This is a genomic window from Pseudomonas sp. URMO17WK12:I12 (genome assembly GCF_000514395.1).
GTDB classification, from domain to species: Bacteria; Pseudomonadota; Gammaproteobacteria; order Pseudomonadales; family Pseudomonadaceae; genus Aquipseudomonas; species Aquipseudomonas mucoides.
In genome coordinates this window covers 57,361-72,859 of sequence record NZ_AZVV01000017.1, presented here as the reverse complement: position 1 = coordinate 72,859, position 15,499 = coordinate 57,361, and the positions used below count along the sequence as shown (strand labels likewise).

The following is a 15,499-nucleotide window of genomic DNA, read 5'->3' as shown; positions in this document are numbered from 1 at the left end:
ATTGTTCGACGTGAATAACACCTCTGCCAAAAACAAGAAATCCCATTGGTTGCCGCTGGCGCTCGCCTTGGCGGTCAACGCTGCGCTGCCTCAGGCGTTCGCCGCCGGTGGCATTCATATTCCGGCGCAGCCATTGGGCGAGGCTTTGAGTGAGTTGGGCCAGCAGTCTTCGTTGCAGGTTTTTTTCAGTCCTGATCTGGTCGCCGGCAAACAGGCTCCGGCCGTCGACGGCGACATCTCGCCGGAACAGGCTTTGCGCCAATTGCTGCAAGGCAGCGGTCTGGACTACCAGATCAATGAAGGCTCGGTGACCCTGACGCCGGCAGCCACTGCCGCCGCCAACGGCCCGCTTGAACTGGGCATGACCGACATCAAAGTGGTCGGCAACTGGCTCGGTGATGCCGACGCCGCCGTGGTGCAGAACCATCCCGGCGCGCGAACGGTGATTCGTCGCGAAGCGATGATCGAGCAGGGCGCGATGAACGTCGGTGATGTGCTCAAGCGTGTGCCGGGCGTGCAAGTGCAGGACGCCAACGGCACCGGCGGCAGCGATATTTCCCTGAACGTCGGCGTGCGCGGCCTGACTTCGCGCCTGTCGCCGCGCTCCACCGTGTTGATCGACGGCGTGCCGGCCGCGTTTGCGCCGTACGGCCAGCCGCAGTTGTCGATGGCGCCGATTTCCTCGGGCAACCTCGACAGCATCGATGTGGTGCGCGGCGCCGGTTCCGTGCGTTACGGGCCGCAAAACGTGGGGGGCGTGATCAACTTCGTGACGCGCGCGATCCCGGAAAAAGCCACCGGTGAAATCGGCACCACCCTTGAAACTTCGCAGCACGGTGGCTGGAAACACATCGACACCGCGTTTGTCGGCGGCACCGCTGACAACGGCATCGGCATGGCGCTGTTGTATTCCGGCGTCAACGGCAACGGTTACCGCGAAAGCAACAACGGCAACGACATCGACGACGTGATCCTCAAGACCCATTGGGCGCCGACCGATGTCGACGATTTCAGCCTCAACTTTCACTACTACGACGCCAGTGCCGACATGCCCGGCGGCCTGACGCAGGCGCAATACGACGCCGACCCGTTCCAGTCGGTGCGCGACTATGACAACTTCAGCGGCCGCCGCAAGGACGTGTCGTTCAAGTGGGCGCGGCAGATCGACGACCGCACCCAGGCCGAGGTACTGACCTACTACACCGACAGTTTTCGCGGCAGCAACATCGCCGCCCGCGACCAGAAAACCCTCAGCTCGTACCCGCGCACTTACTACACCTTCGGCATCGAGCCACGGGTGTCCCACGTGTTTGATGTGGGTCCGACCACGCAGGAAGTCAGCGTCGGTTATCGCTACCTCAAAGAAGCGATGCACGAAGAGTCGAGCCGTGTCGCGCTGGTGAACAATCAGCCGGTGTTGACGCCGTCCTCTGACGGCCATGTGTTCCAGGATCGGACTGGCGGCACTGAAGCCAACTCGGTGTACATCGACAACAAGATTGACGTCGGCAACTGGACCGTGACCCCGGGGATCCGCTTCGAACACATCAGCACTGACTGGCACGACCGTGCGGTGCTCGACACCGCCGGCAAGCGTGTACCGGAGAAAAACCGCAGCATCGAAAGCAACGAGCCGCTGCCGGCGCTGAGTGTGATGTATCACGTATCCGAAGAGTGGAAGCTGTTCGCCAACTACGAAACTTCGTTTGGCAGCCTGCAGTATTTCCAGCTCGGCCAAGGCGGCATCGGCGACAACACCGCCAATGGCCTGGAGCCGGAAAAAGCCAAGACCTACGAGGTCGGCACGCGTTACAACGATGGCGCGTGGGGCGGGGAAGTGACGCTGTTCTACATCGACTTCGATGACGAACTGCAATACATCAGCAATGACGTAGGCTGGACCAACCTCGGCGCGACCAAGCACCAGGGGCTGGAAGCGTCGATGCATTACGACTTGGCCGCGCTGAACCCGATGCTCGATGGCCTGACTGCCAACGCCGGTTTTACCTACACTCGCGCGACTTATGAGGGTGAGATTCCCGGCTTCAAGGGCCGTGACCTGCCGTTCTACTCGCGTCAGGTGGCCACCGCCGGGCTGCGTTACGACATCAATCGCTGGACCTACAACCTCGATGCGTTTGCCCAGTCCAAGCAGCGTTCGCCGGGCACCGGTGTGAACGCCGATGGCAGCTTCAACGGCAACTACATCACCGAAGGTTCGGCGGACGGGCAGTTTGGCGATATTCCGGGTTACGTGACGTGGAACGCGCGCGGTGGCTATGACTTTGGTTCGCAGTTGTCGAACCTGAAGCTGGGCGCCGGGGTGAAGAACATCTTCGACAAGCAGTATTTCACCCGGTCCAGCGACAACAACTCGGGGATGTATGTGGGGGCACCGCGGACGTTCTTTGTGCAGGCTAGTGTGGGGTTCTAAAAACAAACCTGTGGCGAGGGGGCTTGCCTCCTCGCCATAGCAAGCCCTCTCACGACAATTCAGGCTTTTAACACTTTGCCGCCAATGGCCACCGCCACCAGCAGCAGCGCCATCAACCCAAAGGCAAAACTCAAACTGCTGCCATGGGCGATAAACCCGATTAACGCCGGACCGGCGAGGATCCCCGCATAACCCAACGTGGTAATGGCCGGCACGGCGATGTGTTCGGGCATGACGGTCTGTTTGCCGACAGCGGTGTACAGCACCGGCACAATGTTCGAACACCCCGCACCCAACAATGCATACCCCACCAGCGCCATCTCCCAGGTCGGTGCGAACGTGGCCAACGCCAGGCCCGCTGCGGCCGTCAGTCCACCGAACACCATCACCCGCGTGGAGCCCAGATGCCGGACAATCCGGTCGCCGGTCAAGCGCCCGGCCGTCATGGTCAACGCAAACGCCGCATACCCCAGCCCGGCGTACGCGGTATCGATCCCGCGTTCCTGCGTCAAAAACACCGCACTCCAGTCGAGCGCCGCGCCTTCGGCGAGGAATACGATGAAGCACATTCCGCCAATAAACAGCACGATCCCATGGGGCACCGCAAACGCCGGGCCGGTGCTTTCGCTGCCGTAAGGCAACAGGTGCGGCGCCGCTTTCAGCAGGGCCAGCAGCAGCACTGCAATCACCACCAACATCGCGCCCAACGGTGAAATCCCGAGGCCGAGCAAGCCGCTGACCCCCGCGGCGCCGACGATCCCGCCGAGGCTGAACATCCCGTGAAACCCCGACATCATGTTCTTGCCGCTGGCCCGTTCGACGATCACCGCTTGCAGGTTCACCGTCGAATCCACCGTGCCCAGCCCGGCGCCAAACATGAACAACGTGGCGATCAACGCCGGCACTGACGACACCGTCGCCAGCAACGGCAAGGCCGCACAGATCAGCAACGTCCCGCCCGCCGCCACGCGCCGGCAGCCGAAGCGTGACGCCAGCAATCCGGCCATCGGCATCGCCAGAATCGACCCGACCCCGAGGCACAACAGCAGCAGGCCGAGCGTGCCTTCATCCAGCCCGGCCCGCGCCTTGGCGTACGGCACCAGCGGCGCCCAGGCGGCGATGCCGAGACCGGCGATGAAGAAGGCGATGCGGGTGGACATCTGCTCCAGACGGCCAGGAACAAATGAGGTTGGGGTCTTGAGGCTGGTCATATCAATCCTTGGCAAAAAACGTCGCGTCCCCAAAGGACACTGACTGATCCCGCGGGTTCTATCAGTGTCCGCAGCAATTCGCGGTGAGGCAGGTTCACATCCTTGCACAGGCTGTCGCGGTTTCGCGATATCGTCGACCCATTGATTGTTCCGACAGGAGGCGACATGACGCGGATTTACGATGCACGGGGCAATATTTATATCGTCGTGGCGCCCGAGGCTGTGCGCGATAGCGGGATCGATCTGCCTCAACGGGCTGACCTTGCCGCGCAAACCCGCGAGCAGTGGTCGGTTGCGGCCATCAACGCATTTTGTGGCTGGGCCCCCGGCATTCAGCCCCCCGGCAGCAAGGACCATCGCAGCGACGGTTTGCTGGTCGGGCCGTTTCAATCGGCGCCGCCGTATGACCTGCTGATCGTCAATACCGACGGCACGTTGGCCGAACGCAGTGGCAATGGGCTGACGATTTTCTCCCAGTCGCTCAGTGAGCAGGGCTTGATGCCGGAGGAGGGGGCGTGCCTGCTGCGGGTTCATCACGACAAGACGGACACGGTTTCGCCGGGGGAGACATCCGTGAAACCGGCGGAAGTCGATGGCGTGCAAGGGTTTTGGCTGGACCTGGGAAAGCCGACGTTCGGGCCGCAAGCCGTGGGCGCGCAGGGGGTTGAGGATGGGCTGTTGAACGGTCGGGACGTCAGCCATGTCGCGCCCTTGGCGGCGCTGGATCCTGCCTGGAACCGCAGCCAGTTTGTGCGCGTCGGCAATCCACATTGCGTGACGCTGTTAGAGGACGCTGCTGCGTTGCCGAGCAATGCGCAGATGCGTGAATCACCCTTGGCTGAAGGGTTGCTGCGGATTGCTTACGCCATGCCGGCCGGGGCCGGTCAGCCGTGTCCGGCGGGGGTGAATGTGCAGTGGGCGATGCTTGAATCCGAAGGCCGGGTCGCTGCGCGAGTGTTTGAGCGCGGGGAGGGGCCGACGGCATCTTCGGGCACCAGCGCCAGTGCGGTGGCGTGTGCGGCGTGGCGGGTCGGTTGGGTTTCGGCGGGGGAGGTGAGCGTGGTGATGCCGGGCGGCACGGCGCCGATTTTGCTGGAGGAAGTGGCGGGGGAATTGAGTCGGGTCAGGCTGTTTGGTACGGCTCGGTTGAAGCGGTGAACTCAAGAAAGCTATCGCGGGAGCCACGCTCCCACATTTGGAATGCATTCCACTGTGGGAGCGTGGCTTGCCCGCGATGAGGCCTTCAGCTCAGACCGCTGAACTCCACCACCGGCATCGTCCGCTTCATCAGCAACTTGCCCCCGCGCACCGAATACAGCGGCAAGCCCTGGCTGCGAATCACCTCGTAGTCACTGTCCGCCGAGAGCACCAGCAAGTTCGCCGGCCGACCCGCTTCCAGGCCATAACGATCACCGAGGTTCATCGCCTTGGCGCTGTTGTCCGTCACCAGGTCCAGCGCACTTTGCAGGTTGCGATACCCGAGCATGTGGCAAATGTGCAGCCCGGCTTCGAGCACTCGCAGGATGTTGCCGTTACCCAGCGGATACCACGGGTCCACGATCGAGTCCTGGCCGAAACACACGTTCATTCCGGCTTCGAGCAACTCGTTGACCCGCGTCACGCCACGACGTTTCGGGAAAGTGTCGAAGCGTCCTTGCAGGTGAATGCTTTCCGTGGGGCAGGAGACAAAGCTGATCCCCGAATGCCCGAGCAAGCGGAACAGTTTGGCGCAGTAGGCGTTGTCGTAAGAACCCATCGCCGTGGTGTGGCTGGCGGTGACCCGCGAACCCATGCCGCGGCTGCGCGCCTCTTCGGCCAGTACTTCGAGGAAGCGTGAATGCGGGTCGTCGGTTTCGTCGCAATGCACGTCCACCAGGCAACCGGTGCGCTCGGCCAGGTCCATCAGGAATTTCACTGAACTGACGCCCTGATCACGGGTGTACTCAAAATGCGGAATGCCGCCGACCACATCGGCGCCCATACGGATGGCTTCCTCCATCAGCTCGCGGCCATTGCGGTACGACTCGATGCCTTCCTGCGGGAACGCGACGATTTGCATGTCGATCAGGTGACGGCTTTCCTCGCGCACCTCGAGCATCGCCTTGAGCGCGGTCAGCTGCGGGTCGGTGACATCGACGTGGGTGCGCACATGCTGGATGCCGTGGGCGGCGAGGGTCTGGATGGTTTTCCTGGCGCGTGTCCTGGTGTCTTCCTCGGTGATCGTGACCTTGCGTTCGCCCCAGCACTCGATCCCTTCGAACAGCGTGCCGCTCATGTTCCAGCGCGGCTCGCCGGCGGTCAGGGTGGCGTCGAGGTGAATGTGCGGTTCGACGAAGGGCGGCACCACCAGGTTGCCACCGGCGTCCAGATCGTCGGGCCCCAGGGTCGGGGCTTCGGTCTGTCGGGCGATGGTGCGGATCAGGCCGTCTTCCAGGTACAACTCATGCAGGCCATCTTGGTTGCGCAGGCGGGCGTTGATGATGTGCATGAGGCGAGTCCTTTGGGTTGATGACTCTAAATTAGCGCGGCAGTGGCGATCCTTGCCAGTGCCGCGTGACGAAACACAACACAGCCCTTGTAGGAGTGGGGTCATTGAGTCAGGGGCAGGAACCGCAGCAACGCCGCGACGATGGCCTCGGGCGCATCTTCCTGCACCAGATGCCCGGCATTGGGAATCGGATGAAACTGCGACCCCGGTATCAGCTGATGCAGCGCCCGGCCGCGTTCGATGGGGATCCACTGGTCGTCCTCGCCCCACAGAATCTGCACCGGGCACCGAATGCTCGGGTACAACCCTTGAGCCTCGCGGGTATAGCGCTCATCCATCTGCGCAATTTGCCGGTAGAACGCCGCTTGCCCCGGCTCCCCCAGCCACGGCCGCACGTAGGGCGCGAGTTCTGCTTCGGGGATGTCGCGTTTGATCGCCCCGCGAATGTAGGCCGGGACGATGGCTTGTTGAATGTAATCGGGTACGCCACTGAACGCCGCTTCATGCTGGCGCACATGCTGCACGAACGGTGAGCCCCACGGGGTCAGCGCCACGGGGTCGATCAATGTCAGGCTGCGGTAATCCTTGCCGTTCAGCAGGTGCGTGCGCAGTGCGGTGGCGCCGCCGAAATCGTGAGCCACCACATCGGGCTGCTCGATGGCCCAGTGATCGAGCAAGCGCGCCAGCAACTCGTTCTGCACGCCCAGCGACACGTCGCCGTCGATTTTCTCCGATTGGCCATAGCCCAACAGGTCGAAGTAGTACACCCGGTGGGAGGCAATGAAGTGCGGGGCGATACGGTGCCACACGTAGGAAGAGAAGGGCGTGCCATGCACGAACACCAGCGGCGGGCCGTCGCCGTGCACGGCGTAGTGAATGCGGTGCCCGTTGAAGCGGTATTGGCGGTCCAGCAGCCAGTCAGCCATGTGCGTGTCCTCTGGGGCGAGGCAAAAAGCATAGGCATAAAAAAGCCACCGATGAAGGTGGCTTGATCATTCACTGACGAAACGCAGTGCCCATTGTGGCAGCGGGCTTGCCCGCGATAGCGGTGTGTCAGTCAGTACATGTGCTAACTGGTACACCGTTATCGCGGGCAAGCCCGCTCCCACAGGGATTCGTGTTGGCTGTTGGAGTGGGTTACTCGCCGTGATAGATGCAGCCGCTGGTGCAGGTTTCGTGGATGCGGATCGCGCTGAGTTCCGGCAACAGGGGCTTCAATTCATTCCAGATGAATTTGGCCAGCACTTCGCTGGTCGGGTTTTCCAGGCCGGGAATGTCGTTCAGGTAGTTGTGGTCCAGGCGCTCGTAGAGCGGCTTGAAGATCGCCTTGATTTCCGAGAAGTCACGGATCCAGCCGGTGTGCGGGTCGAGGTCGCCGCTCAAGTGGATCGCCACTTTGAACGAGTGACCGTGCAGGCGACCGCACTTGTGGCCTTCCGGCACGTGGGGCAGGCGGTGGGCGGATTCGAACGTAAACTCTTTGAAGATTTCCACAGTGATTTCAGCTCTGTCAGGTGGCGATCGCCGCGGCGATGTGGGCAGGCGGCGAGTTTACCAGAGCTGCGGGCGAAACACTGACTAAAGGGTCAGCAAGCGCTCGCCGAGGCGACCGTTGGCGGCCAGTTCGAGGAACTCGTCACCCAGGCGTCGGCTTTCTTCCATGGCGGCGCGCCAGTATTTCTGCCGCGCCGGCGCATCGCCCATGAAACGCTTGAAATCGTTACGGTCCGGCAGTTTTCCGTAGGGCAGGCGCGTCAGATACTCTTTCGACGGCGCCAGCAGCAGAACATCCTGCAGGCGCGCAGGGCAGGCGCGGCGCCAAGGCAAGGTCTTGTCGAACCACCCGGGAATCACCCGGTCGGTGAAATGCGGGTACAGCACGATGTCGTTGCCGCTGTAGGGCAGGTCGAGGTGATAGTCGAGCAGTCCGCCGTCGCGGAATGTCCCCGCGCCGGCGCCGGGCAAGTCGCGCACGCCTTCCATCACCATCGGGATTGAACCCGACGCCAGCAGCGCCTGGCGCAGGTTGCCGGCGTTCAGCGCAACAAAGCGCGAGGGGAAGTCATTCAGCGCATTGACCGGCGGGGCCAGGCGCGGGTCGTGGATGATCAGCCGTTCGAAATGCCGCGACAGCCGCGCGCGACCGCGCAGGTTGTCGGCGATCACTGATCCCAACGCCAGCCCCAACCGACCGCGATGATCGTCGGCCAGGTTACCGTGACTTTTGACCACCATGATGTTCAGTCGGTAATTCGCGTTGTTCAGGATCGAGGCGTCGCGGCCGTCGAGCAATTCATCGAGCATGCGCTGCGAGCTCTGGCTGATCTGCGCCATGGTCACGCCCTTGGCGAAATTCTGCTCGGTGTACAAATGCCCGAGACGCCGGATGCCTTCGGCAGCGTCCGGCAGGCAGGCACTGGCGAAGCGCCAGGAACCGACCGAGGCGCCAATCAGCGAGCGTTCGCGGGGGGCGGCCGGCAGCCATTCGCCAAACAACGCCAGGTCCAGCCCTTGAATCCCCAACGCCTTCGGGCCACCGGCGGCACCGGGTAGCGTGCCGACGTCGGCGGCGCTCAAGCCGTCTTTACGGATGCGCGCCAACGCACGCGGGCCGGCCTTGAGGGTCAGGGAGGGGAACTTGATGTGGATGGCGGTCATACCGGTCTCGATGGTTGGCAAGCGCAAGATTATAAACAGGCAGCACGGTCATTGTAGGAGTGAGTCTGCTCGCGATAGCAGTCTCAAATTCAACACTGACGGTGACTGATACACCGCTATCGCGAGCAAGCGCGCTCCCACAGGGTTTTTGAGCAGGTCTGTAATGTCGTGTTGCCATCTTTCATGATGGCAATTCAGTTTCAATTAAGTTCAGCTCGCTAAGGTGACCTTCGTAGGCAACACATAAAAAATACGGAGACACCCATGAAAATCCTGACTGCCCTGTCCGCCGCCTCGATCATTGCCATGACCGCCAGCCTCGCCCACGCCCGCGACCTCGGTCCCGACGAAGCCCTGAGGCTGCGTGACGCTGGTACCATTGTGTCTTTCGAGAAGCTCAACGCCACGGCTCTGACCAAACACCCCGGTTCGACGGTGACCCAGACCGAACTGGAAGAAGAGTATGGCAAGTACATCTATCAGGTTGAGCTGCGCGACCCACAGGGCATCGAGTGGGACCTGGAATTAGACGCCGTCAGCGGCCAGGTTCTCAAGGATCATCAGGATACGTAATGAAGGTGCGTTCATTTTCACGCATGGCGCTGGTGCTGCTGGCGTTTTGCTCGGCGGTTTTGGCCCGCGACCTCGACCAGGACGAAGCCCTGCGCCTGCGCCAGCAAGGGGTAATCCTGCCGCTGGAGCAACTGCTGCAGCAGGCGCTGGATCGCTATCCCGGTTCCAAACTGCTGGAAGCCGAGCTAGAAGAAAAGCACGACGTCTACATTTATGAAGTCGAGTTGCTGACCGCCGAGGGCGTGGTCCGCGAGCTGGACATCGAGGCCGTCAGCGGCCGTTTACTCAAAGACAAGGAAGACTGATCGATGCGATTGCTGCTGGTGGAAGACCACGTGCCGTTGGCCGACGAACTGATGGCCGGCCTCAATCGTCAGGGGTATGCGGTGGACTGGCTGGCCGACGGTCGCGATGCGGTCTATCAGGGCAGCAGCGAGCCCTACGACTTGATCATCCTCGACCTCGGCCTGCCAGGTTTGTCGGGGCTTGAGGTGCTGACGCAATGGCGAGAAGGCGGTTTGTCGACGCCGGTGCTGATTCTCACCGCACGCGATTCGTGGGCCGAGCGCATCGAAGGCCTCAAGGCCGGCGCCGATGATTACCTGACCAAGCCTTTCCACCCGGAAGAATTGCACCTGCGGGTTCAGGCGCTGCTGCGTCGTTCCCACGGCCAGGCCAATCAGCCGACGCTCAAGGCGGCCGGGCTGCACCTTGATGAGGGCCGGCAGTGCGTGACCCGCGATGGTGCCGACATTCAGCTGACCGCCGCCGAGTTTCGCCTGCTGCGCTACTTCATGCTGCACCCCGAACAGATCCTCTCCAAAAGCCACCTCGCCGAACACCTCTACGACGGTGAAACCGAGCGCGATTCCAACGTGCTGGAAGTTCACGTCAACCACCTGCGCCGTAAACTCGGTCGTAGCGTGATCGAAACCCGCCGCGGTCAGGGTTACCTGTTCGGCGGGGCTGCTCAGTGAGGTCGATCCAGCGCCGCTTGAGCCTGGGACTGATCAGCGTCATGGTCGTCGTCGGCCTGGTGCTGGCGCAAACCAGTCTGTGGCTGTTCGAAATGGGCTTGCAGCGCTACCTCGAAGCCGGGTTGCGCGACGACAGCGAAAATTTGCTGGTGGCGCTGGTCCGTGGGCCGCAAGGCTTGCAACTGGATGAGCGGCACCTGTCACCGGCCTATCAACGTCCGTTCTCCGGGCATTACTTCCGCATCGATTTTGCCGACAGCCATTGGCGCTCCCGTTCGCTGTGGGATCAGGAGTTGCCACGGCTGGAGCATCCGGGCCTGCACAGCAACCTGCAATTGGGGCCGGAAGGGCAGCAGTTGCTGGTGTTGCGTTCCGACTATCGACGCCTTGGGCAGTCCATCTCCATCAGCGTCGCGCAGGATTACACACCGGTGCGCGAGAGCTTCAAACGCATGCAGCAAGTGGGCTTGGGATTGGGGCTGGCCGGGTTGCTGCTGATTTTGCTGTTGCAACGCATCACCGTGCGCCGCGCCTTGCGCCCGCTGGAAAAGGCCCGCGAACAGATCGCCCAGTTGCAACAAGGCCAGCGTTCGCAACTGGATGATCAGGTCCCGGTGGAACTCGAGCCGCTGGTGGCGCAGATCAACCATCTACTCGCGCACACCGAAGACAGCCTCAAGCGTTCACGCAATGCCTTGGGCAACCTCGGGCATGCCTTGAAAACCCCGTTGGCGGTGCTGTTGAGCCTGGCCTCCAGCGAAAAACTCGACGCTCATCCCGAGTTGCGCAAGATCCTCAAGGCGCAGCTGGAACAGGTCCAGCAACGCCTCAATCGCGAACTCAACCGCGCCCGGTTGTCCGGCGACGCGCTGCCGGGGGCGTTGTTTGATTGTGATGGAGAACTGCCGGGGCTATTGGCGACGCTGAACATGATTCATGGCGAGCACCTGGCGCTCAGCTACCGCGCACCGGCCGGGTTGCAGCTGCCTTGGGACCGTGAGGATTTGCTCGAACTGCTCGGTAACGTGCTCGATAACGCCTGTAAATGGGCGGATGCCGAGGTTCGTTTGAGCGTGATCGAGACAGCGGGCGGGTTTGAGTTGAGTGTAGAAGATGATGGGCCGGGGATTCCCGAGGAGCAGCGGGCGCAAGTGTTCAGTCGCGGTACGCGGCTGGATGAACAGACGGATGGGCACGGGTTGGGATTGGGGATTGTGCGCGACATCGTCGACACGTGGAGCGGGGTGCTGCGGCTGGACGAGAGCGAGTGGGGCGGGTTGAAGGTCGTGATTGAACTCCCAAAACGTTGAGTGACCTGTGGGAGCGGGCTTGCCCGCGATGGCGATGTAACAGTCAACATAGATGTCGGATGTTATGGCCTCATCGCGGGCAAGCCCGCTCCCACATTTTGATCTTCTGCGGATGAAATAACTGCGTTAAACCCGGAACTGGTCCATCAGACTCTGCTGCTGATTCGCCAGGCTGTTCAGCGACTGGCTCACCCGCGCCGACTCATTGGCCTGCCCCGACAGCGACTCCGTCACGTCGCGAATCGTTGCCACGTTGTTGTTGATCTCTTCCGCCACTGCACTCTGTTCTTCCGCCGCTGAAGCAATCTGCAGGTTCATGTCGCTGATCACCGTCACCGCATCGCCGATCTGACGCAACGCAGTCACGGCCTGGCTGACTTGCTCGACACTGCCCTGAGCCTGACGATGGCTGTTGTTCATCGAACCGACAACGTCCTGGGTGCCGCTCTGCAATTGCTCGATCACCAGGCGGGTTTCCTCGACCGACTCCTGAGTGCGGCGTGCCAGGTTGCGCACTTCATCGGCGACCACGGCAAAACCGCGTCCAGCCTCACCCGCACGGGCGGCTTCGATGGCGGCGTTGAGGGCCAACAGGTTGGTCTGTTCGGCAATCGCGCGAATCACTTCCAGCACCGAACCGATCTTCTCGCTGTTTGCCGCCAGCCCTTCGACTTGCACCATGGCCGCGCTCATGTCGGCGGCGAGGTGGTCGATGCTGGTGGTGGTCTGGTCGATCACGGTCAAACCGCGGCGAGTCGCCTGATCCGCGTCCTTGGCTGCCTGTGCGGCTTGGGCGGCGCTGCGGGCAACGTCCTGGGCGGTGGCGCTCATTTCGTGGGACGCGGTGGCGACCTGATCGACCTGACGGTATTGCTGCTCCATGCCGGCGCTGGTCTGGGTGGCGATGGCGGACGACTGGTCCGCCGTGCTGCGCGCGTCCTGCACCGAGCGTTTGACCTCGGCGATGATCGGTTGCAGCTTGTCGAGGAAGCGGTTAAACCAGCCGGCCAACTGGCCCAGTTCGTCCTTTTTGTCATAGGCCAGGCGCCGGGTCAGGTCGCCTTCGCCGCTGGCGATGTCTTCCAGCATGTGGGCCACGCCGAGGATCGGTTTGGTCACGCTGCGGGCCATCAGCCACACCAGCAACAGGCCGATCAACGCGGCCAGCACGCCGAGGCTGAGCTCGACCAGGGTACCGGTGGTGTTGCTGTCGTCGAGTTGTTTTTTCAGGATCTCGGCCGGGCCGACCAGGACTTTTTCCGGCACGTCGAGCAGCACGCCCCAGGATTTGCCGCCGGGAATCGGCTGGAACGGCGCCAGCACTTTCAACTGGTGATCGTTGTGCAGGCTTTCGGTTTTGCTGCCGCTGGCGAGCATGCGGATCAGCTCGGCGCCGTCGGCCTTGTCCACGGTGTCCAGGCGCTGGCTGAGTTTGCTGGCGTCGGCACTGTAGCCGGCGAGCAAACCGACCGGGCTGAGGATGCTGACGTTGGTCTGGCCGTCATAGAGCTTTTTGCTCGCGCTCTGACTCATGGCCTGCAGGCTGTTGAGGTTGATGTCCACCGACAGCGAAGCGATCACTTTACCGTTGACCATCAGCGGAAACACGATGCTGGTCATCAGCACGTTCTGGCCGTCGATCACGTAGAAGTACGGTTCGATCACGCACGGCTTGAGCGAGGTGCGCGGGCAGGTGAACCAGGCGTTGGCCGGTTCGCCGCTGGGGCCGGTGCTGGTGTCGGCCATGTCACTTTCCGGCAGCGCCATGGATTTCACTTTGCCCGGCGTCGGCTGGGACCAGTACAGGGCGAAACGGCCCTTGTCGTTGCTGCCGAGCTCCGCCTGGCCGGTGAACAGTTCGTCCTTGCCGTCCAGTGCGTTGGCTTCGAACACCAGCGACAGGCCGAGCAGCTCGGGGTTGGCTTGCAGCGCCGACTTGACCTGGCGGGTCAGGTCTTCACGCAGGTCGAAGGCGTCGAGAAAGCGCTTTTCGGCCTGATCGCGCAGGAACAACACCTGACGCGAGAATCCATGGCCATATTGATAGGCGTCCATGAACTGCTGACGAATCAGCAGCGCCTGGTTTTCACCCTGGGATTCGATCCGCGCCTGGGCGGCTTCGTTGAGCATCTCCATGCTTGAGGCTTTCACCATCGCGGAGCTGTGCTCCATGCGGTACAGCGAAAGACCCACCAGCAGGGTCACGATGCCGGCCAGGCAAAGCCCGGCCAGCAGGGTGATTTTCCATTGGATGGAAAGTTGTCTGAGTGACATGGAGACGTCCTTTATTCGATAAATATCTGAGACTTTGCACTGTAACGGCCGTGATCCGGCTTTCTTTATCCATGCGCTCAAATAAGACACGAAACAAAATTTGCTACGGGGATGGTGTTCACTTTGACAAGGCGCCGGTGCTGCGGCACAGTGCGCGCCCTCTAATAAAACCCATTACTTAATCCGCTGGCGGCTCTTCGCAGACTGCCGGCTGAGCTCATTTCGCTTGCCTTGAGGTAACGATGATTAATGCTGTAATCGCCGCGGTCGGCATCATGCTGATCCTCAGCCTGTCCCGTGTGCACGTAGTGATCGCGCTGATTGTCGGTGCGCTGGTGGGTGGCCTGACCGGTGGCCTGGGCATCGACGCCACGCTCAAGGCCTTCAACAGCGGCCTCGGCGGCGGGGCGACGGTGGCGTTGTCCTATGCCTTGCTCGGCGCGTTCGCCGTGGCGATTGCCAAGTCCGGCATGGCCCATGCCCTGGCGGACAAGGCCCTGGCGATGGTCGATCGGCAGCACGCCAGCGGCGGCGGTCAGGTCAAGTGGCTGCTGATCGGTTTGCTGTGGGTAGTGGCCATCGCTTCGCAGAACATTCTGCCGATACATATCGCCTTTATCCCGCTGCTGGTGCCGCCGCTTTTATACGTGCTGACCAAGCTGCAACTGGATCGCCGGTTGATTGCCTGCGTGATGACCTTTGGTTTGATCACCCCGTACATGTTCCTGCCGGTGGGGTTCGGCAACATCTTCCTCAACGAGATTCTGCTGGCCAACGTCGCCCGCAGCGGTGTGGACATCAGCGGCATCAACGTCACCCACGCCATGGGCATCCCGGCGCTGGGCATGGTGTTCGGCCTGGCAGTGGCGTTTTTCAGCTACCGCAAGAAACGTGTCTACGACCTGGCAAAAATCGAGCAAGTCGAACAGGTCGCGGTGCAGTACAACCCGCTGAGCCTGATGGTGGCCGGCGTGGCCATCGTGGCGGCCTTCATTATCCAGTTACTGCTGGACTCGATGATCATCGGCGCCCTGGCCGGGTTCCTGATCTTCTCGGTCTCCGGCATTGTTAAGTGGCGTGAAACCGACGATTTATTCACCGAAGGCATGAAGATGATGGCGATGATCGGCTTCATCATGATCGCCGCATCAGGCTTTGCCGAAGTGATGAAAGCCACCGGCCAGGTGCAGACGCTGGTGGAATCTTCGGCCTCGTGGATCAACCACAGCAAGGGCATCGGCGCGTTGCTGATGTTGCTGGTGGGCTTGCTGGTGACCATGGGCATCGGTTCGTCGTTCTCCACCGTGCCGATCCTGGCAGCGATTTTCGTGCCGTTGTGTGTGCAGCTGGGGTTCAGCCCGCTGGCCATCGTCTGCATCGTTGGCACGGCCGGCGCCTTGGGTGATGCCGGCTCGCCAGCCTCGGACTCGACGCTGGGCCCGACCTCGGGCTTGAACATCGACGGCCAGCACCACCACATCTGGGACACCGTGGTCCCGACGTTCCTGCACTACAACCTGCCGCTGCTGGCGTTTGGTTGGGTGGCGGCGATGGTTTTGTAAACACCACCGATC

At 62.0% G+C, this 15,499-nt stretch carries 13 protein-coding genes and 1 pseudogene; 7 read left to right on the top strand and 7 right to left on the bottom strand.

The genetic code is table 11. The features are described 5' to 3' along the window. The first annotated feature begins 10 nt into the window (after window positions 1-10). Entirely contained in the window at window positions 11-2,434 is a 2,424-nt protein-coding gene (locus D882_RS0123235; RefSeq protein WP_027925455.1) for a TonB-dependent receptor, read from the top strand. Window positions 2,435-2,493: 59 nt separating this feature from the next. Here D882_RS0123235 and D882_RS0123230 read toward each other — a convergent pair whose 3' ends face one another. Continuing rightward, on the bottom strand, window positions 2,494-3,645 hold the full coding sequence (locus D882_RS0123230; protein ID WP_027925454.1) for an MFS transporter: 1,152 nt from the start codon (window positions 3,643-3,645) through the stop codon (window positions 2,494-2,496). A gap of 165 nt (window positions 3,646-3,810) precedes the next feature. Between D882_RS0123230 and D882_RS0123225 the strand changes: the two genes are divergently transcribed. Continuing rightward, window positions 3,811-4,803, top strand: a complete 993-nt coding sequence (locus D882_RS0123225; RefSeq protein WP_027925453.1) for a DeoR family transcriptional regulator — start codon at window positions 3,811-3,813, stop codon at window positions 4,801-4,803. 85 nt (window positions 4,804-4,888) lie between these two features. Here D882_RS0123225 and codA read toward each other — a convergent pair whose 3' ends face one another. The 4 genes from codA to D882_RS0123205 all read right to left on the bottom strand — a co-directional run bounded on the left by codA (window position 4,889) and on the right by D882_RS0123205 (window position 8,791). After that, complete coding sequence (gene codA / locus D882_RS0123220) at window positions 4,889-6,133, bottom strand: cytosine deaminase (RefSeq protein ID WP_027925452.1); 1,245 nt, start codon at window positions 6,131-6,133, stop codon at window positions 4,889-4,891. A 101-nt stretch (window positions 6,134-6,234) separates the two neighbouring features. Beyond that, on the bottom strand, window positions 6,235-7,059 hold the full coding sequence (locus D882_RS0123215; protein ID WP_027925451.1) for an alpha/beta fold hydrolase: 825 nt from the start codon (window positions 7,057-7,059) through the stop codon (window positions 6,235-6,237). Between the two features lie 211 nt (window positions 7,060-7,270). Next, entirely contained in the window at window positions 7,271-7,627 is a 357-nt protein-coding gene (gene queD, locus D882_RS0123210) for a 6-carboxytetrahydropterin synthase QueD (RefSeq protein ID WP_081744008.1), read from the bottom strand. An 84-nt stretch (window positions 7,628-7,711) separates the two neighbouring features. After that, window positions 7,712-8,791, bottom strand: coding sequence for a patatin-like phospholipase family protein (locus tag D882_RS0123205; protein WP_027925449.1), 1,080 nt, complete (start codon window positions 8,789-8,791; stop codon window positions 7,712-7,714). A gap of 264 nt (window positions 8,792-9,055) precedes the next feature. Here D882_RS0123205 and D882_RS0123200 point away from each other — a divergent pair, with 264 nt between their 5' ends. From D882_RS0123200 to D882_RS0123185, 4 genes are read left to right on the top strand one after another with little or no spacing between them, the layout of a single operon-like run. Further along, window positions 9,056-9,364 (top strand): PepSY domain-containing protein, encoded by a 309-nt coding sequence (locus D882_RS0123200; RefSeq protein WP_027925448.1) that lies wholly within the window; start codon window positions 9,056-9,058, stop codon window positions 9,362-9,364. Continuing rightward, window positions 9,364-9,669 carry a PepSY domain-containing protein gene (locus D882_RS0123195; RefSeq protein ID WP_027925447.1) on the top strand — a complete coding sequence of 102 codons (306 nt, stop codon included), beginning with the start codon at window positions 9,364-9,366 and terminating at the stop codon, window positions 9,667-9,669. Before D882_RS0123200 ends, D882_RS0123195 begins: the two co-directional genes overlap by 1 nt. Before the next feature lie 3 nt (window positions 9,670-9,672). Then, window positions 9,673-10,341 (top strand): response regulator transcription factor, encoded by a 669-nt coding sequence (locus D882_RS0123190; RefSeq protein WP_027925446.1) that lies wholly within the window; start codon window positions 9,673-9,675, stop codon window positions 10,339-10,341. Next, window positions 10,338-11,651: a sensor histidine kinase gene (locus D882_RS0123185; RefSeq protein ID WP_027925445.1), complete on the top strand. Its 1,314-nt coding sequence runs from the start codon at window positions 10,338-10,340 to the stop codon at window positions 11,649-11,651. The genes D882_RS0123190 and D882_RS0123185 overlap by 4 nt, the downstream gene beginning before the upstream one ends. Before the next feature lie 126 nt (window positions 11,652-11,777). Here D882_RS0123185 and D882_RS1000000133625 read toward each other — a convergent pair whose 3' ends face one another. Together D882_RS1000000133625 and D882_RS1000000133620 are read right to left on the bottom strand one after the other, a co-directional pair. Further along, window positions 11,778-12,533: a methyl-accepting chemotaxis protein gene (locus D882_RS1000000133625; RefSeq protein WP_371258962.1), complete on the bottom strand. Its 756-nt coding sequence runs from the start codon at window positions 12,531-12,533 to the stop codon at window positions 11,778-11,780. Between the two features lie 102 nt (window positions 12,534-12,635). Further along, window positions 12,636-13,706 (bottom strand): annotated as a pseudogene (locus tag D882_RS1000000133620) (HAMP domain-containing protein); the annotation flags it as partial. Window positions 13,707-14,170: 464 nt separating this feature from the next. Here D882_RS1000000133620 and D882_RS0123175 point away from each other — a divergent pair. Continuing rightward, window positions 14,171-15,487, top strand: a complete 1,317-nt coding sequence (locus tag D882_RS0123175; RefSeq protein WP_172825985.1) for a Na+/H+ antiporter family protein — start codon at window positions 14,171-14,173, stop codon at window positions 15,485-15,487. The last annotated feature ends 12 nt before the right edge of the window (window positions 15,488-15,499 follow it).

Excerpts from the sequence above, each read along its gene's own strand:
- D882_RS0123225 (WP_027925453.1), top strand. The coding sequence starts at position 3,811 with ATGACGCGGATTTACGATGCACGGGGCAATATTTATATCGTCGTGGCG.
- D882_RS0123200 (WP_027925448.1), top strand. The coding sequence starts at position 9,056 with ATGAAAATCCTGACTGCCCTGTCCGCCGCCTCGATCATTGCCATGACC.
- D882_RS0123205 (WP_027925449.1), bottom strand. The coding sequence starts at position 8,791 with ATGACCGCCATCCACATCAAGTTCCCCTCCCTGACCCTCAAGGCCGGC.
- D882_RS1000000133625 (WP_371258962.1), bottom strand. The coding sequence starts at position 12,533 with ATGGAGCAGCAATACCGTCAGGTCGATCAGGTCGCCACCGCGTCCCAC.
- D882_RS0123215 (WP_027925451.1), bottom strand. The coding sequence starts at position 7,059 with ATGGCTGACTGGCTGCTGGACCGCCAATACCGCTTCAACGGGCACCGC.
- D882_RS0123190 (WP_027925446.1), top strand. The coding sequence starts at position 9,673 with ATGCGATTGCTGCTGGTGGAAGACCACGTGCCGTTGGCCGACGAACTG.
- D882_RS0123195 (WP_027925447.1), top strand. The coding sequence starts at position 9,364 with ATGAAGGTGCGTTCATTTTCACGCATGGCGCTGGTGCTGCTGGCGTTT.
- D882_RS0123230 (WP_027925454.1), bottom strand. The coding sequence starts at position 3,645 with ATGACCAGCCTCAAGACCCCAACCTCATTTGTTCCTGGCCGTCTGGAG.
- codA (WP_027925452.1), bottom strand. The coding sequence starts at position 6,133 with ATGCACATCATCAACGCCCGCCTGCGCAACCAAGATGGCCTGCATGAG.